Annotated in this window: 24 protein-coding genes, 1 rRNA gene and 2 other annotated features; all 25 genes read right to left on the bottom strand. The window is 41.2% G+C overall.

All coding sequences use genetic code 11. The features are described 5' to 3' along the window. Window positions 1–21: 21 nt before the first annotated feature. Complete coding sequence (rpoB, locus tag ETB99_RS10435; protein ID WP_009361485.1) at window positions 22–3582, bottom strand: DNA-directed RNA polymerase subunit beta; 3561 nt, start codon at window positions 3580–3582, stop codon at window positions 22–24. A 205-nt stretch (window positions 3583–3787) separates the two neighbouring features. After that, entirely contained in the window at window positions 3788–4387 is a 600-nt protein-coding gene (locus tag ETB99_RS10430) for a class I SAM-dependent methyltransferase (RefSeq protein ID WP_077429982.1), read from the bottom strand. An 87-nt stretch (window positions 4388–4474) separates the two neighbouring features. Further along, window positions 4475–4840, bottom strand: coding sequence for a 50S ribosomal protein L7/L12 (gene rplL / locus ETB99_RS10425; protein ID WP_077429983.1), 366 nt, complete (start codon window positions 4838–4840; stop codon window positions 4475–4477). 45 nt (window positions 4841–4885) lie between these two features. Next, window positions 4886–5386: a 50S ribosomal protein L10 gene (gene rplJ / locus ETB99_RS10420; RefSeq protein WP_004888648.1), complete on the bottom strand. Its 501-nt coding sequence runs from the start codon at window positions 5384–5386 to the stop codon at window positions 4886–4888. 42 nt (window positions 5387–5428) lie between these two features. Further along, window positions 5429–5574: a sequence feature (ribosomal protein L10 leader region), on the bottom strand. A 52-nt stretch (window positions 5575–5626) separates the two neighbouring features. After that, window positions 5627–6328, bottom strand: coding sequence for a 50S ribosomal protein L1 (gene rplA / locus ETB99_RS10415; RefSeq protein WP_006322669.1), 702 nt, complete (start codon window positions 6326–6328; stop codon window positions 5627–5629). Window positions 6329–6431: 103 nt separating this feature from the next. After that, window positions 6432–6857, bottom strand: a complete 426-nt coding sequence (gene rplK, locus ETB99_RS10410) for a 50S ribosomal protein L11 (protein ID WP_003397643.1) — start codon at window positions 6855–6857, stop codon at window positions 6432–6434. A gap of 151 nt (window positions 6858–7008) precedes the next feature. Further along, a complete protein-coding gene (nusG, locus tag ETB99_RS10405) occupies window positions 7009–7542 on the bottom strand; it encodes a transcription termination/antitermination protein NusG (protein ID WP_004888641.1) in 534 nt (177 codons plus the stop codon). 119 nt (window positions 7543–7661) lie between these two features. Then, complete coding sequence (gene secE / locus ETB99_RS10400; protein ID WP_006322671.1) at window positions 7662–7844, bottom strand: preprotein translocase subunit SecE; 183 nt, start codon at window positions 7842–7844, stop codon at window positions 7662–7664. A gap of 32 nt (window positions 7845–7876) precedes the next feature. Continuing rightward, complete coding sequence (gene rpmG / locus ETB99_RS10395) at window positions 7877–8026, bottom strand: 50S ribosomal protein L33 (protein WP_077429984.1); 150 nt, start codon at window positions 8024–8026, stop codon at window positions 7877–7879. 63 nt (window positions 8027–8089) lie between these two features. Beyond that, window positions 8090–8740 carry an RNA polymerase sporulation sigma factor SigH gene (gene sigH / locus ETB99_RS10390; protein WP_004888635.1) on the bottom strand — a complete coding sequence of 217 codons (651 nt, stop codon included), beginning with the start codon at window positions 8738–8740 and terminating at the stop codon, window positions 8090–8092. A 67-nt stretch (window positions 8741–8807) separates the two neighbouring features. After that, the gene (locus ETB99_RS10385; protein WP_004888634.1) at window positions 8808–9317 is read right to left on the bottom strand and encodes an NYN domain-containing protein; all 510 of its coding nucleotides are present in this window, start codon (window positions 9315–9317) and stop codon (window positions 8808–8810) included. A gap of 1 nt (window position 9318) precedes the next feature. Next, entirely contained in the window at window positions 9319–10056 is a 738-nt protein-coding gene (gene rlmB, locus ETB99_RS10380; RefSeq protein ID WP_006322676.1) for a 23S rRNA (guanosine(2251)-2'-O)-methyltransferase RlmB, read from the bottom strand. 2 nt (window positions 10057–10058) lie between these two features. Then, on the bottom strand, window positions 10059–10484 hold the full coding sequence (locus tag ETB99_RS10375) for a Mini-ribonuclease 3 (protein WP_077429985.1): 426 nt from the start codon (window positions 10482–10484) through the stop codon (window positions 10059–10061). 4 nt (window positions 10485–10488) lie between these two features. After that, window positions 10489–11886, bottom strand: a complete 1398-nt coding sequence (gene cysS / locus ETB99_RS10370; RefSeq protein ID WP_077429986.1) for a cysteine--tRNA ligase — start codon at window positions 11884–11886, stop codon at window positions 10489–10491. Beyond that, window positions 11867–12532, bottom strand: a complete 666-nt coding sequence (gene cysE / locus ETB99_RS10365; protein WP_077429987.1) for a serine O-acetyltransferase — start codon at window positions 12530–12532, stop codon at window positions 11867–11869. The genes cysS and cysE overlap by 20 nt, the downstream gene beginning before the upstream one ends. 52 nt (window positions 12533–12584) lie before the next feature. Next, window positions 12585–12804 (bottom strand) — a binding site (T-box leader). Between the two features lie 42 nt (window positions 12805–12846). Further along, on the bottom strand, window positions 12847–14307 hold the full coding sequence (gltX, locus tag ETB99_RS10360) for a glutamate--tRNA ligase (protein WP_171700556.1): 1461 nt from the start codon (window positions 14305–14307) through the stop codon (window positions 12847–12849). 63 nt (window positions 14308–14370) lie between these two features. After that, the gene (ispF, locus tag ETB99_RS10355) at window positions 14371–14853 is read right to left on the bottom strand and encodes a 2-C-methyl-D-erythritol 2,4-cyclodiphosphate synthase (protein ID WP_004888624.1); all 483 of its coding nucleotides are present in this window, start codon (window positions 14851–14853) and stop codon (window positions 14371–14373) included. Then, complete coding sequence (gene ispD / locus ETB99_RS10350; RefSeq protein WP_077429991.1) at window positions 14853–15539, bottom strand: 2-C-methyl-D-erythritol 4-phosphate cytidylyltransferase; 687 nt, start codon at window positions 15537–15539, stop codon at window positions 14853–14855. The genes ispF and ispD overlap by 1 nt, the downstream gene beginning before the upstream one ends. A 19-nt stretch (window positions 15540–15558) precedes the next feature. Then, a complete protein-coding gene (locus ETB99_RS10345; RefSeq protein WP_035020787.1) occupies window positions 15559–16647 on the bottom strand; it encodes a PIN/TRAM domain-containing protein in 1089 nt (362 codons plus the stop codon). An 89-nt stretch (window positions 16648–16736) separates the two neighbouring features. Continuing rightward, the gene (gene radA, locus ETB99_RS10340) at window positions 16737–18131 is read right to left on the bottom strand and encodes a DNA repair protein RadA (protein ID WP_171700555.1); all 1395 of its coding nucleotides are present in this window, start codon (window positions 18129–18131) and stop codon (window positions 16737–16739) included. 58 nt (window positions 18132–18189) lie between these two features. Next, complete coding sequence (gene clpC / locus ETB99_RS10335; protein ID WP_041637576.1) at window positions 18190–20622, bottom strand: ATP-dependent protease ATP-binding subunit ClpC; 2433 nt, start codon at window positions 20620–20622, stop codon at window positions 18190–18192. A 20-nt stretch (window positions 20623–20642) separates the two neighbouring features. Further along, window positions 20643–21707, bottom strand: coding sequence for a protein-arginine kinase McsB (mcsB, locus tag ETB99_RS10330; RefSeq protein ID WP_077429992.1), 1065 nt, complete (start codon window positions 21705–21707; stop codon window positions 20643–20645). A 4-nt stretch (window positions 21708–21711) separates the two neighbouring features. Beyond that, window positions 21712–22254, bottom strand: coding sequence for a protein-arginine kinase activator protein McsA (gene mcsA, locus ETB99_RS10325; protein ID WP_035020791.1), 543 nt, complete (start codon window positions 22252–22254; stop codon window positions 21712–21714). A gap of 14 nt (window positions 22255–22268) precedes the next feature. Beyond that, a complete protein-coding gene (locus ETB99_RS10320) occupies window positions 22269–22679 on the bottom strand; it encodes a CtsR family transcriptional regulator (protein ID WP_216366158.1) in 411 nt (136 codons plus the stop codon). Between the two features lie 219 nt (window positions 22680–22898). Beyond that, window positions 22899–23015 (bottom strand): 5S ribosomal RNA (gene rrf / locus ETB99_RS10315). Window positions 23016–23025 lie beyond the last annotated feature (10 nt).

The following is a 23025-nucleotide window of genomic DNA, read 5'->3' as shown; positions in this document are numbered from 1 at the left end:
TTTTACCCTTATGTCAACACGCTATTCTTTTACAACAACACCTTCATCTTCTTTGGCTGACTCATCTGTAGGTGGGATGATGTCAACTGGTTGAACGTCATCATCTTCCCCGAAGTTTTCCATACTAATTTCTTTTTCATCACTTGATAAAACTGTGACGTCCATACCTAAGCTTTGTAGCTCTTTAATTAACACTTTGAACGATTCAGGAACGCCTGGTTCCGGAACGTTTTCACCTTTCACAATCGCCTCGTATGTTTTCACGCGACCAACGACATCATCTGATTTGACAGTTAAAATTTCCTGCAACGTATAAGCTGCACCGTATGCTTCAAGCGCCCATACTTCCATCTCACCGAAACGCTGACCACCAAACTGTGCCTTTCCACCAAGTGGTTGTTGCGTAACAAGTGAGTACGGACCTGTCGAACGAGCATGCAATTTATCGTCAACCATGTGCGCAAGCTTAATCATGTACATAATACCGACAGAAACACGGTTGTCAAACGGTTCTCCAGTCCGTCCGTCGTATAGAACGGTTTTCGCATCGCGTGCCATTCCTGCTTCTTCTAACGTCGCCCATACATCTTCTTCACGAGCGCCGTCAAATACAGGCGAAGCGACATGAAGACCTAACTTTCTCGCTGCCATACCGAGATGCAACTCAAGCACTTGCCCGATGTTCATACGCGAAGGTACGCCTAATGGGTTTAACATGATGTCAACTGGTGTGCCATCTGGTAAAAACGGCATATCTTCTTCAGGTAAAATACGAGAAATAACCCCTTTATTTCCATGGCGTCCTGCCATTTTGTCACCTTCGGAAATTTTCCGTTTTTGTACAATGTACACACGGACAAGTTGGTTTACACCTGGCGGCAACTCATCGCCGTCTTCGCGAGTAAACACTTTGACATCAAGAACAATTCCGCCCCCACCATGTGGTACGCGTAAAGATGTATCTCGAACTTCACGTGCTTTCTCGCCAAAGATAGCATGCAATAGGCGCTCTTCTGCAGTTAACTCCGTAACACCTTTTGGAGTAACTTTACCGACAAGCAAGTCTCCATCTTTTACTTCTGCACCGATGCGGACAATACCGCGTTCATCTAAGTTACGAAGCGCATCTTCACCGACGTTTGGAATATCGCGCGTAATTTCTTCCGGACCGAGCTTTGTATCGCGCGCCTCAGATTCGTATTCCTCGATATGAATCGATGTATACACATCGTCTTTCACGAGACGCTCGCTCATAATAATCGCGTCCTCGTAGTTGTATCCATCCCAGGTCATGAACGCAACAAGCACGTTGCGACCAAGTGCTAACTCGCCTTTTTCCATCGATGGACCGTCAGCTAAAATTTCACCTTTCTCTACAATGTCACCCGCTTTAACAATCGGGCGTTGATTGTAGCACGTTCCTTGGTTTGAACGAACAAACTTCAACAGACGATATTTATCTAAGTCACCTTTGACTTCTTTTCCATCGACTTCGATTAAACGGCGTACCCAAATTTCTTTCGCTTCGACTCGCTCAACAATTCCGCGATGCTTACAAATGACTGCAGCACCAGAGTCTTTCGCTGCCACATACTCCATTCCTGTACCAACGATTGGAGCTTCCGGTTGCATAAGTGGAACAGCTTGACGTTGCATGTTCGCACCCATAAGCGCACGGTTTGAGTCATCGTTTTCTAAGAATGGGATACACGCTGTAGCTACGGATACGACTTGCTTTGGCGAAACGTCTACATAATCGACACGATCACGCTTAACGACAATGTTTTCACCACGGAAACGAGCAACAACGTTTTCTTCTAAAAATGTTCCATCTTCCGCAATCGGAACGTTTGCTTGAGCCACAACGTAATTGTCTTCTTCATCCGCTGTTAAATAATCAATTTGATTCGTTACTTTTCCTGTCTCAGGATCAACACGTCGATAAGGTGTTTCAATAAAGCCAAATTTATTCACTTTTGCATATGTCGAAAGCGAGTTAATTAATCCGATGTTCGGACCTTCTGGCGTTTCGATTGGACACATGCGGCCATAATGTGAATAGTGAACGTCACGCACTTCAAAACCGGCACGCTCACGCGTTAAACCGCCCGGACCAAGCGCAGAAAGACGACGTTTATGTGTCAATTCGGCCAGTGGGTTCGTTTGATCCATGAATTGCGACAATTGTGAGCTTCCAAAAAACTCTTTAATGGCCGCAATGACTGGGCGAATATTAATGAGTTGCTGTGGTGTAATTGTGTTTGTATCTTGAATGGACATCCGTTCACGAACGACGCGCTCCATACGCGAAAGTCCGATTCGGAATTGATTTTGCAGCAACTCGCCAACAGAGCGAAGTCGGCGATTTCCTAAATGGTCGATATCGTCTGTATCACCGACGCCATGCAATAAGTTAAAGAAGTAGCTAATAGATGCAATAATATCTGCAGGTGTAATATGTTTTACTGTTTCTGGAATATATCCATTACTAATGACCGTGATGACTTTTTCGCCATCTGGATCGTTTGGAGCATAAATTTTGATTGCTTGCAAAGCGAACTCATCTTCGACAACGCCCCCAAGCGGTTGGTATTTACGCATACCGATCCCTTTTTCAAGCTCAGGTAAAATGCGGTCGAGCGTTCTCCGATCGAGAACCGTTCCTTTTTCAGCAATCACTTCACCCGTTTCCGGATGAACGAGCGTTTCTGCTAAACGTTGACCGAATAAACGGTTTTTAATATGGAGCTTTTTGTTAATTTTATAGCGACCAACGCTTGCTAAATCGTATCGTTTTGGATCAAAGAAACGAGAGATAAGCAAGCTTTTCGCATTTTCAACGGTAGGCGGCTCCCCTGGACGTAACCGTTCATAAATTTCAAGCAACGCTTTTTCTGTACTTTCTGTGTTGTCTTTTTCTAACGTATTACGAATGTACTCGTTATCACCAAGTAAATCGACAATCTCTTGGTCTGAACCAAAACCTAACGCTCGCAATAACACGGTCACAGGCAACTTACGTGTACGATCAATGCGAACGTACACAACGTCTTTTGCGTCTGTTTCATATTCAAGCCATGCACCACGGTTTGGAATAACGGTAGCTGTAAAGCCTCGCTTTCCGTTTTTATCTACTTTTCCGCTGTAATATACGCTCGGTGAACGAACAAGCTGGGAAACGATAACACGTTCAGCACCATTAATAATGAACGTGCCTGTTTCTGTCATTAACGGGAAATCTCCCATAAATACATCTTGTTCTTTTACTTCACCTGTTTCTTTATTGATTAGGCGTACTTTCACCCGAAGCGGTGCTGCGTATGTAACGTCGCGTTCTTTCGACTCTTCAACAGAGTACTTCGGTTCTCCTAAGCTGTAATCAATAAACTCTAGTGACAAATTCCCTGTAAAATCTTCGATCGGTGAAATATCTTGAAACATTTCACGCAATCCTTCGTCGAGAAACCACTGGTAAGAAGAAGTTTGAATTTCGATTAAGTTTGGTAGTTCTAACACTTCACTAATGCGCGCATAACTTCTTCGTTGGCGGTGTCGTCCGTATTGAACTAGTTGACCTGTCAACTGATTCACCCCTCAAATCAAACATTAATAACTTGTCATCAGACAAAAAAGAAATGGTTTCTTATAAGAAAACCACATGTTTGACCTATTATATATTTTATAAGTTTTTCCTTTAAAACTAAAATTATACATACATACACAGCATACGTAAACTAAAAAATACACATTTAGCATTTTATAATGGTACCATACTGAAAATGTAGCGTCAAGCTTTTTGTGCTCGAATAATAAAGTAACCTTTTTTCTTTTCCACAACATCAACTTCATCAAAAATCATCTTTAACTTTTCTAAAGCAGACGGAGCACCTTGTTTCTTTTGAATGACAACCCATAGTTGACCACCCGGAAGCAAGTAGTTCGCACTTTGCTCAAAAATGGAATGAACGACTGCTTTTCCTGCACGAATCGGCGGGTTTGTCACAATTGCAGCAAACTTCCCTTCTACTCGATCAAATAAGTTGCTTATGTAAATCTGAGCATTTTCAACATCATTTTGCTGTTTGTTTTTCTTAGCCAACTCAATCGCTCGCTCATTTACATCAATCATATGTACCATTCGATGAGGAAAATCTTTCGCCAGCGCCAAACCGATTGGCCCGTATCCACAACCAACATCAAGAATATTTCCACTCACATTTGGTTCCACGAATGTTTCAATTAGTAGCCGGGAACCGAAATCGACTTCTTTTTTTGAAAACACACCTTGATCAACGGTAAATAAAAACTGATGACCTCGTAACATATACGTCCATTGAAACGGCTTACTTTCTACCACAGGTCGCTCCGTATAGTAGTGATCACCCATCACTCTCACCTCTCTTTCCTTTATTGTAAACGAATGCACATAAAAACACAAAGAAGCTCGCCGTTTTGAGCGAGCTTCTTTACTTTATTACTTAATTTCAACTTTCGCGCCAGCTTCTTCAAGTTTCGCTTTAATTTCTTCAGCCTCTTCTTTAGAAACGCCTTCTTTAACTGGCTTTGGAGTGTTGTCTACTAAGTCTTTTGCTTCTTTTAAGCCAAGACCAGTAAGTTCGCGTACAACTTTGATAACTTTGATTTTTTGCGCGCCGCCATCTGCAAGGATAACGTCGAATTCAGTTTTTTCTTCAGCAGCACCACCAGCAGCAGCACCACCAGCAACTACTACAGGAGCAGCAGCAGTTACACCAAATTCTTCTTCGATTGCTTTTACTAAGTCGTTTAATTCTAAAACAGTCATATTTTTAACCGCTTCAATGATTTGTTCTTTAGTCATGATCGATCTTCCTCCTTAATATTTTAGTTTTAGGCAATTTGAAAATTAAGCGCCTTGTTCTTCTTTCTTCTCAGCAACTGCTTTTGTAACAAGCGCAAAGTTGCGGATTGGTGCTTGAAGAACGCTAAGCAACATAGAGAGCAAGCCTTCGCGAGATGGGAGCTCTGCAAGCGCCTTAACTTCCTCAAGTGTTGCTACGTTACCTTCGATGATACCTGCTTTAATTTTTAACGCTTCGTTCTTTTTCGCGAATTCGTTTAAAATTTTTGCAGGAGCAACGACATCATCATTGCTGAATGCAATCGCATTCGGACCTGTTAATGTTTCATCCAAACCTTCTAATCCTAACTCAGCAACAGCACGACGAGTTAATGTGTTTTTGTACACTTTGAACTCGATGCCCGCTTCGCGAAGTTGCTTACGAAGCTCTGTAACTTGAGCGACATTTAAACCACGATAATCAACGATGATCGTTGATTTGCTCGCGCGAAGCTTTTCAGCAATCTCCGCTACTAGCTGCTGCTTTTGTTCAAGTACGCTGCTCATGTCAACACCTCCTGTAGAAGTTGAGTTTCGACACCACTTATACCGTTCAATAAAAAACCTCCATGTCAACGCAGACATGGAGGCCCCCGAAAAGTGCAAGATGCACTTATTTATGAGTCTCAACACCTCGGTAGGAAATTAAGCCTATATGAGGCACCTACTGTCTACGGTACAAATGATATTCGCTTTTCAAACAATAGATAGTATACTAAAGCGTTTCTAAAAAGTCAATATCTATAATTAGTTAGCAACAGCAACTGTAGAAGGATCTACTTTTACGCCAGGTCCCATTGTTGAAGCGACTGTTACGTTTTTCACGTATGTGCCCTTCGCCGCTGCTGGCTTCACTTTTAAGATTGTCTCATAGATTGTTGCGAAGTTTTCTACTAATTTTTCAGTATCAAACGATACTTTACCGATCGGCACGTGGATGTTTCCTGCTTTGTCAACGCGGTATTCTACTTTACCAGCTTTAATTTCATTAACCGCTTTCGCCACATCAAATGTAACTGTTCCTGTTTTAGGGTTTGGCATTAAACCTTTTGGTCCTAAAATACGACCGATTTTACCTACCTCACCCATCATATCAGGAGTTGCAACGATCACATCAAACTCAAACCAACCTTGTTGAATTTTGTTGATGTAATCTGTATCACCTACGTAATCTGCACCTGCTGCTTCTGCTTCTTTCGCTTTTTCGCCTTTTGCAAGCACTAATACGCGACGTACTTTACCTGTACCGTGTGGTAATACAACCGCACCGCGAATTTGTTGATCCGCTTTCTTCGGGTCAACTCCTAAACGGAAAGCAACCTCTACTGTTGCATCAAATTTTGCAACGTTTGTCTTTTTCACTAATTCGATCGCCTCTTGCACAGCGTATGCTTTTGAGCGATCAATCAACTTCGCTGCCTCTAAGTAACGTTTTCCTCTTTTTGGCATGTTTATTTCCTCCTTTTGTGGTTTTAACGGAAAGACCTCCCACGAATAAAGGTTGCGAAAACTATATAGTTCGCTTCCGCAACCTTCTCCAGCCAGATCTTCATTAGTCTTCGATGACGATACCCATGCTGCGCGCTGTTCCTTCGATCATGCGCATAGCTGCTTCAATGCTCGCCGCGTTTAAGTCTGGCATTTTTGTTTCAGCAATCTCGCGCACTTTGTCGCGCTTTACTGTTGCCACTTTATTACGGTTTGGCTCACCAGAACCAGACTCGATACCAGCCGCTTTTTTAAGTAATACAGCAGCAGGTGGAGTTTTCGTAATAAATGTAAATGAACGGTCTTCATATACCGTAATTTCAACAGGAATAATTAAACCTGCTTGATCAGCTGTACGAGCGTTGAATTCTTTACAGAATCCCATGATGTTAACACCAGCTTGACCTAATGCTGGACCGACTGGTGGTGCTGGATTCGCTTTCCCTGCAGGAATTTGCAATTTGACAACTTTAATTACTTTTTTAGCCACGAGACACACCTCCTTAAGTCCGTGATGTGGTATTAGGGATATTCCCTCCCACTCCATATATGAAAACAATCATCGCATTCGTCTCAATGATTGAGACATACTGACCTTAAAATATTATCACTTTTCTTGCTCATTTGCAAGTTGTTTACTATTATATTTTTTCAATTTGCGAAAAGTCAAGCTCTACTGGTGTTTCACGCCCGAACATGTCAACGAGCACAGTTACTTTTTGCTTGTCCATTTCGATTTCTTGGATCGTTCCAACAAAATTCGCAAATGGACCTTCTTTAATACGAACTGCTTCATTTAATTCAAAATCAAAATCCAAATCAATTAAATCAACGCCCATTCGTTTTAAAATCGCAGAAACTTCTTCTTCAAGAAGCGGCGTCGGTTTAGATCCGGCACCAGCCGAACCAACAAATCCTGTTACCCCCGGCGTATTACGAACGACATACCAAGAGTCGTCTGTCATAATCATTTCGACAAGTACGTAACCAGGAAACACTTTCTTTTTGACGACTTTCTTTTTGCCGCCTTTTGTGTCTGTTTCTTCCTCCTCAGGCACAACGACACGAAAAATTTTATCTTGCATGCCCATCGATTCAACACGCTTTTCTAAGTTCGTTTTTACTTTATTTTCATAACCCGAGTACGTATGAATAACATACCAATTCTTTTCCATTTGATGGGACGATATCGTCCTTCCCTCCCTAAACAAATCTTTTTTAGGCAAAATAAAAACCCGTTACCGGGCTTTATTTCTTGTTTGTTATCTTTCATTATACCATGGATATACGATCACTATTCAAGTATAAAACGAACTAACTCTGAAATTCCTAAATCAACAACAGCAAAAAATACAGTAAAAAACGCCACCGTCGCCAGAACGGTAATTGTATAGTTCACTAGTTCTTTTCGTTTTGGCCAGCTGACTTTTTTCATCTCGCGAACAACTTCGCGGAAAAACTTCGTTACTCGTTGCATAGAAAACCCTCCAACATCTCGGGATCATCAACTTACTTCGTTTCACGGTGAATCGTATGCGTATGGCATGTTTTACAAAACTTTTTCATCTCTAGCCGCTCATCGTGATGAGCTATATTTTTCATCGTTGTATAGTTTCGGCTTAAACATTGACTACACGCTAAAATCACTTTTTTGCGCATACGTTTTCCTCCGATACACTGCGTCTTAAAAACTGTATCATACAATATTTTTTTATGTCAATATTATAAACGAATTCCTTGAATTTCTACATACTTTTCTAGTTTGCGTTTCACGCGCTGTAGCGCGTTATCGATGGATTTCACGTGACGATTGAGCTCTTCCGAAATTTCTTGATATGATCGACCTTCTAAATAAAGGAGAAGCACTTTTCTTTCTAAATCGCTGAGTAGCTCGGTCATCTTTTCTTCAATGTGATTGAACTCTTCTCTATTAATAATTAGTTCTTCGGGATTTGTTATTTTCGTTCCCGAAAGAACGTCCATCAATGTACGGGCAGAATCATCTTCGTAAATTGGCTTGTCCAATGAAACGTAACAATTGAGAGGAATGTGTTTTTGGCGCGTAGCCATCTTAATAGCTGTAATCATTTGGCGAGTAATGCATAACTCTGCAAACGCCTTAAATGAAGATTGCTTGTCTTCTTTGAAATCCCGGATCGCTTTATATAGCCCGATCATTCCTTCTTGCACAATATCTTCGCGATCTGCACCGACTAAAAAATATGAACGTGCTTTCGCTCGAACAAAATTTTTATACTTATGAATTAAGTAATCAAGCGCCTCACTATCACCTTGATGTACGAGTTCTACAATCATTTCATCTTCTAATTGTTCGTAACGGCTTTGTTGTTTTTTGTTTGCATTTGCGCTCACGCCGATCCCCCCGCCCTGCACATGGATAAAAGTATTATACAGTACATTTTTTTACAGGGTCAATCGTTCATTTTTCCCCTCTTCGCCATTTTTCGAAAATTTTTGCGACTTCGTCTGTGAGAGGAATTTTTGACATCGGCTTTTTTTGTTGAATGTGCTTGACGTTCGTTGAAATATTTCGCTGCACCGCATCTACTTCAATCAATAATTCTCGGGCTGATTTGCGCAACGCTCCTTGACCGAAAATTGCCCATTGTTCCGTGTAGTCTGATGTAGCGACGTATACTTTTGTCCGAACTTGCTGGAGCGATTTCGCCAATTTCTCGATATGCTCATCAGCCGTTTCGTTTTCCTTTGTAAAAATGACCTCTACTTGATGATCGACATATTTTTTTGTTGTTCCTTGTACGAGGTGTGCATCGAAAACAATAATGACTTTACAACCGGTAAATGCTTGATATTCTGCCATTTTCTCGACAAGTCGGTCGCGCGCTAACGATAAATCTGTATCGCGCAACTCGCGCAGTTCTGGCCAGGCACCGATGATGTTGTAGCCATCAACGATTAAAATATCCATTTTACTCACCTAATGGATGACGCTTTCGGTACACCTCATACATTAACAAGCTCGCCGCAACCGAGGCATTTAACGATGTGACATGTCCTATCATCGGCAAACGAACGAGCACATCGCATTTATCTCGTAATAAACGGCTTATTCCTTTCCCTTCACTACCGATAATTAAGGCTAACGGAATGACTCCATCAAGTTGACGATAATCTTGAGTTCCTTTTGCGTCCGTTCCAAAAATCCAAACGCCCCGCTCTTTTAATTCATCTACCGTTCTCGCTAAGTTTGTCACCCGCGCAACAGGTACATATTCAATCGCACCCGTTGATGCTTTCGCTACCGTTGCTGTTAAACTAACTGAGCGGCGCTTCGGGATAATGATACCGTGGGCACCTACCGCATCAGCTGTTCGCATAATCGATCCTAAATTGTGTGGATCTTCAAGCTCATCTAAAATAATAAAAAATGGTGCTTCCCCTTGCTCTTCTGCCTTTTTAAATAAATCATCTATGTCATAGTATCGGTATGCAGCAACTTGCGCAATGACCCCTTGATGATTGCCGTCACTTAATTGATCCATCTTTTTTTTAGGAACATATTGTACCGTAATACCCATCTCTTTTGCGAGCTGAATGATCGATTGCATTTGACCACGTTGTGAGCCTTCAGCAATCCATATTTTATTCATTTCTCGTCCAGATTTTAATGCTTCTAACACCGGGTTCTTACCGATAATGAGATCCATCATTACTTCCTCCTTTCCTCATCGTTTTGATGTACATGTAACGCCAACTGCATTAATTGATGAAGTCGTTCTTCATTTCCACTCAAAAAATGGTAACCGATTAATGCTTCGAGCCCTGTACTTTGACGGTACGTTTGTACATCTGTATTTTTCGGGGTACTCCCTGATTTTGCATTACGACCTCTTCGAACAATAGCCATTTCCTGCTCAGAAAGTTGGTTATGATTGAGCAACCATTGTAATACTTTCGCCTGCGCCTTCGCACAAACGTACGTTTTTGCTAAGTTGTGTAAATCGTTTGGTTTTACTTTTCCTAAGGTCAGAAGGTGATGCCGTACGAATAATTCGTATACGGCATCACCAATGTAGGCTAACGTTAAACCGTTTAACTGCTGAAAATCTTTCATTTTGCTAAACAAATGCAACATCGTTTTATCCTCTTCTCCATCTCGTCCCTTGTGGTGTATCTTCTAAAATGATGTTTTTTGCCTTTAATTCATCGCGAATGCGGTCGGCTAATGCAAAGTCGCGATTTTTCCGTGCTTCAATGCGTTGTTGGATAAGCGCTTCAATTTCCTCATCAAGCAACTCATCTTGTTGTAAAGAAAGGCCTAGCACATCAAAAAGCTGTTCAAACTGTTGTAAAAAGGCTTGAATAACTTGTTGCGATGTATGATTTTCCATTAAGTAGACATTTGCTTGTTTCGCTAGCTCAAACAAAACCGCGATCCCGTTTGCAGTATTAAAATCATCATCCATTTCGCGAATAAACTCGTTTCTTAATTCCTCAATTTTTGCTAGCCATTGTTCATCATTTGTCGTTAAATTCGTGCTACTTTCTAAACGGTGTTTTAAGTTCGTATATGCAGTCTTTAAGCGCTCCAACCCGCTTCTTGCACTTTCAAGCAACGGTTGGCTATAGTTGATCGGATGGCGATAATGAACCGAAAGCATAAAGAAACGTAGCACTTGCGGATCAACTTGCTTAATAATATCGTGCACTAAAATAAAGTTCCCAAGCGATTTTGACATTTTTTCATTATCGATATTAATGTAGCCGTTATGCAACCAATATTTCGCAAAAGGCTTTCCTGTTAACGCCTCAGATTGAGCAATTTCATTTTCGTGGTGCGGGAACGTTAAATCTTGTCCCCCAGCATGAATATCAATCGTATCCCCTAAATATTTACGTGCCATCGCGGAGCATTCGATATGCCAGCCCGGACGACCTTTCCCCCATGGACTATCCCAATAAATTTCTCCTTCTTTTGCCGCTTTCCATAAAGCAAAATCAAGAGGGTCTTCTTTTTTCTCTCCTACTTCAATACGAGCACCTGATTTTAATTCGTCGACCGATTGGTGAGATAATTTTCCGTAGTCAGAGAAACGACGCGTTCGATAATATACGTCACCGTCCACTTCATACGCATACCCTTTTTCGATCAGTTGTTCAATAAATTGAATAATTGTATCAATGTTTTCGGTGACACGCGGATGGACGTCCGCTTTTTTGCAACCGAGTGCTGTAATATCTTCAAAGTACGCCTCAATAAACCGTTCTGCAATGGTCGGTACATCTTCACCTAATTCCCTTGCTGCTCGAATAAGTTTATCGTCTACATCCGTGAAATTCGAGACGTATTGCACTTCATAGCCACGAAATTGTAAGTAGCGGCGAATCGTATCGAATACGATAGCTGGGCGAGCGTTTCCAATATGAATGTAGTTGTATACTGTTGGACCACATACGTACATTTTCACTTTATTTGGCTCTAACGGGATAAACGGTTCTTTTTTTCTCGTCAACGTATTATATACTTGAATGCTCATGGTTCACCGTTCCTTTCTTTAGTTCTTCTAATTGTGTTTTTAGTTGCTCGATTTCTGCTTCTAACTCTTTAAAACGATCTGCAATCGGATCCGGTAAATCACAATGATTTAAATCTTTATTCACACGCACGCCATTTTGCACAACGACGCGACCTGGAATTCCAACGACTGTTGAGTTCGGTGGCACATCTTTCAACACGACCGATCCGGCTCCAATTTTACTGTTTTCTCCAATAGTAATGGAACCAAGCACTTTGGCGCCAGTCGCAATCAAACAATTATCTTTAATGGTCGGATGACGCTTTCCTTTTTCTTTCCCTGTTCCTCCAAGTGTGACGCCTTGATACACTGTCACGTTATCACCAATTTCGCACGTTTCTCCAATGACAACTCCCATACCATGATCGATGAAAAAGCGCCGACCGATCTTTGCGCCGGGATGAATTTCAATACCCGTAAAAAAGCGACTAATTTGCGAAATGAGGCGCGCTAAAAAATAAAATTTTCGCTTATAAAGCGCGTGGGCAATACGATGTGCCCAAATGGCATGTAAACCTGAGTACGTCAAAATAACCTCTAAATAACTTCTTGCTGCCGGATCTTGTTCAAAAATAACTTCAATATCTTCTTTTAATGTTTTAAACATATTGCTCCCCCTTTGTTATTTTTCAAATAAAAAACGTCCCTGTGTACAATGACACAGAGACGCTTGGTTGCGCGGTTCCACTCTGTTTAGCCGAAGGCTCACTCTTGCCCTTATAACGGAAGGGAATCCGCTCCATTCTACTACAGAACGTCTCTGGTTCGAAAGGAGGCTCCGAGGTGCATTTCAAAAGAATCAAGCATAAACCACTTCCAGCCAAGGTGGTTCTCTCTGACATGCTGATTCTTTTTACTTCTCCTCATCAACGCTTTCACCAATATAGGTTACACCTATTTTATTATATAAACGAGGAAATGTTAACGGATGAATTTTACTAATCGAGACAATACCGCTTCTTTTCCGAGCAAACGAATCGCCTCTGGAAGTTCGGGACCGTGCGTTTGCCCTGTTACCGCCACACGAATCGGCATGAATAAGTTTTTCCCTTTTTGCCCCGTTTCTTTTTGTACCGCTTTAATGGCTGCTTTAATGTGGTCACTATCAAACGTTGCAAGCTGTTCCATTTGCCCGTAAAATGCTTTTAATACATTCGGCACTTGTTCGCCAGCTAAAACAGTCTTTGCCTCTTCATCATACTCGATTTCTTGTTTAAAGAACAACTCTGATAGCTCAACAATTTCAGCGCCGTAGCTCATTTGCTCTTGATATAGTGCGATTAAATCACGAGCCCACTGTTTTTGTTCATCAGTCATTTGTTCCGGCAAGCGCCCTGCGCGAATTAAATGAGGAAGCGATAGTTCCACTAACCGATCTAAATCAAGCTTTTTAATATATTGATTGTTCATCCATGTCAGCTTTTGTTTATCAAACATCGATGGCGATTTTGATAAACGGGACACATCAAACATGCGAATAAGCTCTTCTTTCGTGAAAATTTCTTCTTCTCCCTCTGGTGACCAACCTAATAGCGCAAAAAAGTTAAACATCGCTTCTGGTAAATATCCGAGTTCTTTATATTGAGAAACGAATTGAATAATTGACTCATCGCGCTTTGATAATTTTTTACGATTTTCATTTACAATTAATGTTAAATGTGCGTATTTTGGTGGCTTCCAACCGAAATATTCATACACCATTAACTGTTTCGGTGTGTTTGATAAATGTTCTTCACCGCGGAATACATGTGTAATTTTCATTAAATGATCGTCAATGACGACAGCGAAGTTGTACGTCGGGATGCCATTGGCCTTTACGATCACCCAATCGCCAATATCTTTCGATTCAAATGATACACGACCGCGCACCATATCTTCAAATTCATATACTTTTCCTTCCGGTACTTTTAAACGAATCGTATACGGTTTTCCTTCAGATTCAAGCTGTTGAACTTGCTCTGGCGTTAAATGACGGCATTTGCCACTATATTGCGGTGCCGCAATGCCCGCCGCTTTTTGTGCCTCACGCTCTTGCTCTAGCTCCTCAGGCGTACAAAAACATTTATACGCATAGCCTTTTTCTAACAATTCGTTTGTATATTGGCGATAAATATGCAGACGCTCCGTTTGACGATAAGGACCATATCCTCCGTCTTTGTCTACCGATTCATCATATTCAATACCGAGCCATTTCAAGTTTTCAAGCTGTGATTGTTCGCCACCTTCTACATTCCGCTCAATATCTGTATCTTCAATGCGAACGATGAATTTCCCATGATGGTGACGAGCAAACAAATAGTTAAACAACGCTGTGCGCGCACCACCAATATGTAAATGACCCGTCGGACTTGGCGCGTAGCGCACCCTTACTTCCTGTGTCATGTCATGACCTCCATCTACCTAATTTCTGTACCTCATTGTACCGTAAACCGCATACAAAATCCATCATTCATTATTTTTTTGTAACAAAACAACAGCTTGTGCGGCAATTCCTTCCTCTCTCCCTGTGAAGCCAAGTTTTTCTGTTGTCGTCGCCTTGACGTTAACTTGTGAAATATCCCCTTCTAACAATTCAGCAATACGTTTTTGCATATTTGGAATATGTGGTGCCATTTTTGGTTTTTGTGCAATAATCGTACAGTCAACGTTAACAAGCGTATACCCGTGTTGACGAACAAGTTTCCATACGTGTTGTAAAAGTAGCGCAGAGTCAACGTCTTTGTATGCTTCATCTGTATCAGGGAAATGTTTTCCGATATCCCCTTCACCAATGGCTCCTAAACAAGCATCAGCAATCGCATGTAACAACACGTCCGCATCAGAATGTCCGAGCAATCCTTTCTCATACGGAATGTTGATTCCACCAATGATAAGCGGACGCCCTTCAGCAAACTGATGAACATCAAACCCTTGTCCAATTCGATACATCATCGATCCCCTCTCGCACGTAAAATCGCTTCCGCAAATAATAAATCTTCCGGTGTCGTTAGTTTAATGTTTGTATACTCACCTTCGACAATGACGACACGATGACCCATCCGCTCAACAAGACTGGCATCATCTGTTCCGATAAATCGCTCTTTTTTTGCCCGCTCATGGGCATTAAGAATTAATGACATGGAAAAAGCTTGTGGCGTTTGCACAGCCCACAAGCTCGATCGATCGACCGTTTTCTCAATATGGCCATCGACCACCTGTTTCATTGTATCTTTGACAGGAACAGCGAGCACAGCTGCTCCCGTCTCCTTTGTTGCATGCACAAGTTCGTGAATTTTCTTGATTGTTACAAACGGGCGAGCACCGTCGTGAATGAGCACAATGTGACCATCGTTGACCGCTTTTAGTCCGTTATAGACGCTCTGCTGTCTTTCTTCCCCTCCTGAAACAAGAGCATTCACTTTTTTTATTTCAAAACAACGAAGCATACGAACAAATTGGTCACGTTCTTGATCGTTAATAACTAACACAACACCTTGACAAAAATCATCTCTTTCAAATACACGTAACGTATGAATAATAACCGGTATCCCTTCAAGCTCAATAAACTGTTTGTTTATTCCTGCATTCATTCGTTTTCCTTGACCAGCTGCCGGTATAACGACATGGTAATTCATTCTCCTATCTCCTAACAGCTTATAATGCTTTTTCAAGTAGCTTTAGTTTGGCAAAAATCATTCTTCCAGCCGAAGTTTGTAACACGCTCGTTACAAGCACATCGACGCGTTTCCCAATGTACTCTTTTCCGTCCTCTACAACGATCATCGTTCCATCATCTAAATAGGCAACGCCTTGATTTTGTTCTTTTCCGTCTTTAATGACGTGAACATTCAATTCTTCCCCCGGAAGAACGATCGGTTTTACCGCGTTCGCCAAGTCGTTAATATTTAACACGGGAACATTTTGTAGTTCGCATACTTTATTTAAATTAAAGTCATTTGTCACAACAACACCTGATGTCAATTGAGCCAATTTGACGAGCTTGCTGTCAACTTCCTGGATTCCTTCAAAGTCGCCTTCGTATATTTCAACGTTAATGGCTAACTCTTTTTGGATACGGTTTAAAATATCAAGCCCTCTCCGTCCACGATTTCTTTTTAGTGCATCCGAAGAATCAGCAATATGTTGCAATTCTTCTAGGACAAAACGCGGTATAACGATCGTCCCTTCCAAAAAGCCCGTCTGGCAAATATCCGCAATACGCCCGTCAATAATGACACTCGTATCTAAAATTTTTAGCGATTTTCCTTTTTTCTCCTCTTCTTCGCCACCTTTTTTCTTGCCACTTCGGTTTGACAACGAAAATAGGCCCATTAACTCATCGCGCTTTTTAAATCCGACTTGAAATCCTAAATACCCTAACAATAGCGTAAGAAAAATAGGCAATATCGTATTAACAAGCGGAATTTGAATAGAGTTTAATGGAATAACGACTAAAAAGGCTACAATCAAGCCGAAAATCAAACCGAGACTTCCAAATAATAAATCAGTTACAGGTGCTTTGACTAACGTTTCTTCCATCCAATGAATAAGTCCAACCACATGATCGACTAACCAGAACGTGAGAAGGAATACGATGATCGCACCAACTGGGGCCGCTACATATGGGCTATTGACATAAGGAAGATCGTTTAAATGTAATAGCTTCAACAAAGTAGGAAAGAAAATAATTCCTAGCATTCCCCCAGTAATTAAAAAAGATGCCTGCACAATTCGTCTTAACACGTTTTTCACCTCCTCTATTACATTATAAACAGTTTCCAATGTTTGAAACCAATCTGAACATCATTTTTAATCATTTTTTAATGGTTTTGTTAAAATATTGGACCATTTTTCCCTTCTCCTAATGCGTAGTATAGCGCCTCTTCGACATTAGCTATTCCGATGATTTCAACACCTTTTGGAATGTTCCACCCACCGATGTTGCTTTTCGGAATAATGATGCGCTGAAAGCCAAGTTTAGCAGCTTCTTGTACACGCTGTTCAATGCGGGAGACACGACGCACTTCCCCTGTTAATCCAACTTCCCCGATTACAACGTCCGTATGATTTGTCGGTTGATCTCGAAAGCTAGATGCAATGCTTACCGCAATCGCTAAGTCAATCGCAGGTTCATCTAACTTTATGCCACCAGCCACCTTTAAATATGCATCTTGGTTTTGAAGAAGCAGACCAACTCTTTTTTCAAGCACAGCCATTAGTAAAGATACGCGATTATGGTCTATTCCTGTCGCCATTCGACGTGGCGTTCCAAAGCTAGTCGGCGATACTAACGCTTGAATTTCCACTAACACCGGTCTCGTTCCCTCCATGGAAGCGACGACCGTTGACCCAGCTGCACCTTTCGAACGCTCTTCTAAAAAAATTTCTGATGGGTTTTTGACTTCGGTAAGCCCCATTTCTTTCATTTCGAAAATACCGATTTCGTTTGTGGAACCGAATCGATTTTTCACTGCCCGTAAAATGCGATACGTATGATGACGCTCTCCCTCAAAATATAATACAGTATCAACCATATGTTCTAAAATGCGCGGTCCTGCAAGCGCTCCTTCTTTTGTAACATGCCCAACTATAAAAATCGCAATACCTTTTGTTTTAGCTAGTCTCATTAACTCTGCCGTACATTCACGAACTTGTGAAACGCTCCCTGGGGCCGATGTAATTTCTGATCGATATATCGTTTGGATGGAATCAATAACGACAAACGCTGGCTTCATCTCGTCAACCGTTTGGATAATATGTTCTAAGTTTGTTTCAGATAAAACGTATAAATATTTAGCTGTCACATGCAACCGTTCAGCACGCAACTTCGTTTGTTTTACCGATTCTTCCCCGGAAATATATAAAACGGAGTAGCCATCGCTTGCGAGTTGAGCGCAAATTTGTAGCAACAACGTCGATTTCCCAATACCCGGATCCCCCCCAATCAAAACGAGAGAACCACGAACAATGCCGCCTCCTAACACGCGGTTAAATTCTGTAAACTTCGTATCAATTCTCGGCTCCTGCGTTGTTTCCACCGTTGTAATCGATACAGGTTTAGTTGTTCCACCTTCTGTATGCACAAATAATGCTCGGGTGTGTGGTTTTACTATTTCCGTTTCTTCAACCATCGCATTCCACGAATGGCACCCCGGACATTTCCCCATCCATTTCGCCGTTTCATATCCACAATGTTGGCAAACGAACTTTGTTTTCCGCTTAACCATAACTCCATTCCTTTCATGATGAAAAACAAGGTATGCGTGTAAGCATACCTTGTTTTCGTTATTTTACTGTCTCTTTTGTCAACACAACAAACTGTCCGTCCTTTACATCCATGACAACTTTTTGTCCGCTGCCGATTGTTCCTTTTAACAGTTCTTCAGATAAACGGTCTTCAACATGTTTTTGAATCGCGCGACGCAATGGACGTGCACCATATTCTAAATCGTAACCTTCTTCTGCTAATTTTTCAATTGCGGCATCGGTTAACTCTAAATCGATTTGTTGTTCTTGTAGGCGTTTTTTCAATTGCTCAACCATTAATGAAACAATTTCTTTCAAATGTTTCTTCTCAAGCGAATGGAACACAATAATTTCATCAATTCGGTTTAAAAATTCCGGACGAAACGCCTTTTTCAATTCGTCCATCACTTTCCCTTTCATATCTTTGTACTGTTGACTCTCGTCTTGCACATTGAAGCCAACGTATTTATTTCTCTTCAGCGCATCCGCACCAACGTTTGATGTCATAATAATGATCGTATTTCGGAAATCAACTGTCCGTCCTTTCGAATCCGTTAAACGCCCATCTTCTAATACTTGTAGTAAAATGTTAAATACGTCTGGATGAGCCTTTTCAATCTCATCTAATAAGATGACAGAATACGGCTTGCGACGAACTTTTTCCGTTAATTGTCCACCTTCTTCGTAGCCAACATATCCCGGAGGTGAACCGACAAGACGTGATGTCGAATGTTTCTCCATATATTCAGACATGTCAATTCGAATCATTGCATCTTCATCACCAAACATCGCTTCTGCAAGCGCACGGGCTAATTCTGTTTTTCCGACACCCGTCGGACCAAGGAAAATAAACGAACCGATTGGGCGTTTTGGATCTTTTAAGCCTGCACGGGCGCGACGAACTGCTTTTGCAACTGCTTTGACAGCTTCTTCTTGTCCGATCACACGGGAATGTAAAATTTCTTCTAGTTTTAACAACCGTTCTGTTTCTGTTTGAGCTAATTTGGAAACCGGGATTCCCGTCCAGCTAGATACAACAGCTGCGATGTCCTCTACAGTTACTTCGGAGTTTTCTTGACCTTGTTTCTCTTTCCATGCTCGTTTCGTTTCTTCAAGTTGTTCGCGCAATTTTTGTTCTGCATCTCGTAATGATGCTGCTTTTTCAAACTCCTGGCTTTGTACCGCTGCATCTTTTTCTTTACGAATTTCCTCAAGTTTTTGTTCAAGCTCTTTTAAATTTGGTGGTGTCGTAAACGAACGTAAACGTACTTTCGAGCAAGCTTCGTCAATTAAGTCAATTGCTTTATCTGGTAAAAATCGATCTGAAATGTAGCGATCTGAAAGCTTCACAGCTTGCTCAATTGCCTCATCTGAAATCGAAACGCGATGGTGAGCCTCATAACGATCTCGCAACCCTTTTAAAATTTGGATCGATTCTTCAACTGTCGGCTCACCAACATGAATTGGTTGAAAACGTCTTTCTAACGCCGCATCTTTTTCAATATATTTGCGATATTCATCCAATGTTGTTGCGCCAATACATTGCAACTCTCCACGTGCAAGAGACGGTTTTAAAATATTTGATGCATCAATAGCTCCCTCTGCGCCACCAGCTCCGATGAGCGTATGCAATTCGTCAATAAACAAAATGATATTTCCTGCTTGACGAATTTCATCCATCACTTTTTTCAAACGATCTTCAAATTCTCCACGATATTTTGTACCTGCCACGACCGTTCCCATGTCAAGCGTCATGACACGCTTATCACGAAGCGTCTCTGGCACTTCGTTATTGACGATTTGTTGAGCTAGTCCTTCAGCAATAGCCGTTTTTCCTACACCTGGCTCCCCGATTAAAACAGGGTTATTTTTCGTTCTACGGCTTAACACTTCAATGACGCGTTGAATTTCTTTACTTCTTCCAATGACAGGGTCTAAACCGCCTTCACGAGCGATCGCTGTTAAATCGCGGGCTAAACTATCTAATGTTGGGGTATTGGCATGCGTTGTTCCCCCATGATGTCCTGAAGCAGACTCGTTGCTTCCTAATAATTGAAGTACTTGTTGGCGAGCTTTATTTAAGCTTACCCCTAAGTTATTTAAAACGCGAGCCGCTACACCTTCTCCTTCTCGAATAAGACCAAGCAAAATATGCTCTGTACCGACGTAAGAGTGCCCAAGTTTTCTAGCTTCATCCATTGACAATTCAATTACTTTTTTGGCACGAGGCGTGTAATGAATCGTTTGTCCTACTTCGTTTCCACGTCCGATGAGCGATTCAACTTCTTTTTGAATTTTATCTGGCCCTAATCCGAGCGCCATAAGCGCTTTTGCTGCAATTCCTTCCCCTTCTCGAATAAGACCGAGCAAAATGTGCTCTGTTCCGATATTGTTATGTCCTAACCGAACCGCTTCCTCTTGCGCTAATGCTAACACTTTTTGTGCTCGTTCTGTAAAACGTCCGAACATCATTTTCATCAACCTCCTTTAATTCACTTCCATTGGTGTAATCGTTCACGAATGAGCGATGCACGACGAACATCACGTTCTTGCGGGCGTAATGCACCACCAGCATACTTTTGTAAAAAGCCGGGCTGCGTCAAAATCATTAGCTCTGTTAAAATTGTTTTTGGTACGTTCGTAATATATCCGAGATCGATGCCTAATCGTACATCAGATAAACATTGGGCAGCCTCTTTTGAACCAATGATCCGGCTGTTCGTTAGCACACCGTAAGAACGATATACCTTATCTTCTAATTGTATGTTAGAAGTTTTGACTAATGCCTCACGCGCCATTCGTTCTTGTTCAATTAGTTGACGAACAACTCCTGTTAAATCTTCAACAATATCCTCTTCACTTTTTCCAAGTGTAATTTGATTAGAAATTTGAAAAATGTTTCCTAACGCTTCACTACCTTCTCCATACGTGCCGCGAACAACTAGACCGAGCTGGTTGATCGCAGGAATCAATTGATTCATTTGCTGTGTTAACACAAGACCCGGCAAATGCATCATTACAGATGCTCGCAAACCTGTGCCGACATTCGTTGGGCAGCTCGTCAAATAACCGTACTTTTCGTCGAAAGCGTAGTCAATATGTTGTTCAATCCAATCATCCAAAGCATTTGCCATTTTCAATGCTTCTTTCAGCTGAAAACCAGCAAATAGACATTGAATACGAATATGATCTTCCTCGTTGATCATAATACTTGCTTCTTCTTGTTCGGATAATAAACATGCACCAAACGTACAATCTTCAGCTAAATGAGGGCTAATTAAATGTTTTTCAACTAATACACGTTTTTCAATAGATTGTAATTCATTCATTTTTAATAAGAAAAAAGGACCGATATGATCGAAACTTTTTTGTAAAAATAATCGTTCAAACAACTGAACAATTTGCATTGCTTCTTCATTTGTAAATACCGTTGGGAACGGATATTTTTTCATATTTCTCGCTAAACGAATACGGCTACTAAGTACAATATCAGAGTCTGGCCCCTCTTCATTCATCCATGGACTGAGAGCGCGTTGGAAAAACAAATGTTCATTCATATAATTAGGCGCCCCCTTCCGCATGTAATTTTGCTTCAAGTTCTCGAATTTGATCACGCACTTCAGCAGCCTTCTCAAATTGTTCTTTAGCAATAAGCTCCTGCAACATTTGTTTCAACTGCCCGATTTGCTTACGGACATACAACGTACCTCCTACTCGCTTCGGAATTTTTCCCTCATGCGCTACATGTCCTCCATGTAACTTTCGAAAAATAGGTGGTAAATGGCTACGAAACGTTTCATAACAACTCGCACAACCAAAACGACCGACTTTAACGAATTGAGCGTATGTCATTTTACAACGCTCACATTGTAATATATGTTCATTGTGAAAAGAGGGAGCTTTTGGCTCTTTTAGCGATGCATCCATATTTAATAGTCCAGCAATTAAATTATTGATTGAAAAAGCTCCTTGATGCGGGAACATAAACATTTCGCCTTTTTCGTGAGCGCATTGCTCACAAAGATGAAATTCTGTCTTCTCCCCATTAACAATTTTAGTGAAATGAAGCGTTGCTGGTCGTTGATTACACTCTTGACATATCAAAGTATTCACCCTCTCTACATATACTTTAACGATGTCAGCATCGCTTTTAATATGCGCGCACGCAACTCGTCACGATGAGGAAGGTCAAGAGATAAAACCGTGCGATCAATAATGCTTAACATCATATTCGCTTCTCGTTTTGAAATTACCTTTTCATCTAATAAGCGTTGAATAATATGTTCTCCATTTGTTTGACTAATTCTTTCTTGGACAAGTGACAATAAATGATCAATAAGCTGAGAAGTACTTTGAGTTTTCACTTTCATTATGCGAATATAGCCACCACCACCTCGTTTACTCTCAACAATGTATCCTCTTTCTAACGTAAAGCGTGTGTTAATGACATAATTTATTTGCGAAGGAACACACTGAAACTTGTCTGCAATTTCGCTTCGTTTAATCTCAACGATATCTTTTCCGCTCATATTTAATACTTGTTTTAAATATTGCTCAATGACATCAGAGATATTCCTCACATAATCCCTCCTCTGTCAGTTGACTTTGACTATATTTGACTTTAATTTTAATATATACGGATTTCTTCAAAAATGCAAGGATTCCCTTCTTTTTCTCATATATTTTACCCATTGCATTCACGATATAAAACAAAAAGACCAAGACAATTTAGTCTTGGTCTTTTTCTTGCCCGGCAACGTCCTACTCTCGCAGGCGGTGTCCCGCCAACTACCATCGGCGCTGGAGAGCTTAACTTCCGTGTTCGGGATGGGAACGGGTGTGACCTCTCCGCCATCGTCACCGAGCAAACATGCT

Origin of the sequence: Anoxybacillus sp. CHMUD (assembly GCF_013096965.1) — a bacterium.
Taxonomy (GTDB): domain Bacteria; phylum Bacillota; class Bacilli; order Bacillales; family Anoxybacillaceae; genus Anoxybacillus; species Anoxybacillus kestanbolensis_A.
The sequence above is the reverse complement of the archived record's forward strand: the minus strand, read 5'-3'. Positions and strand labels throughout refer to the sequence as shown.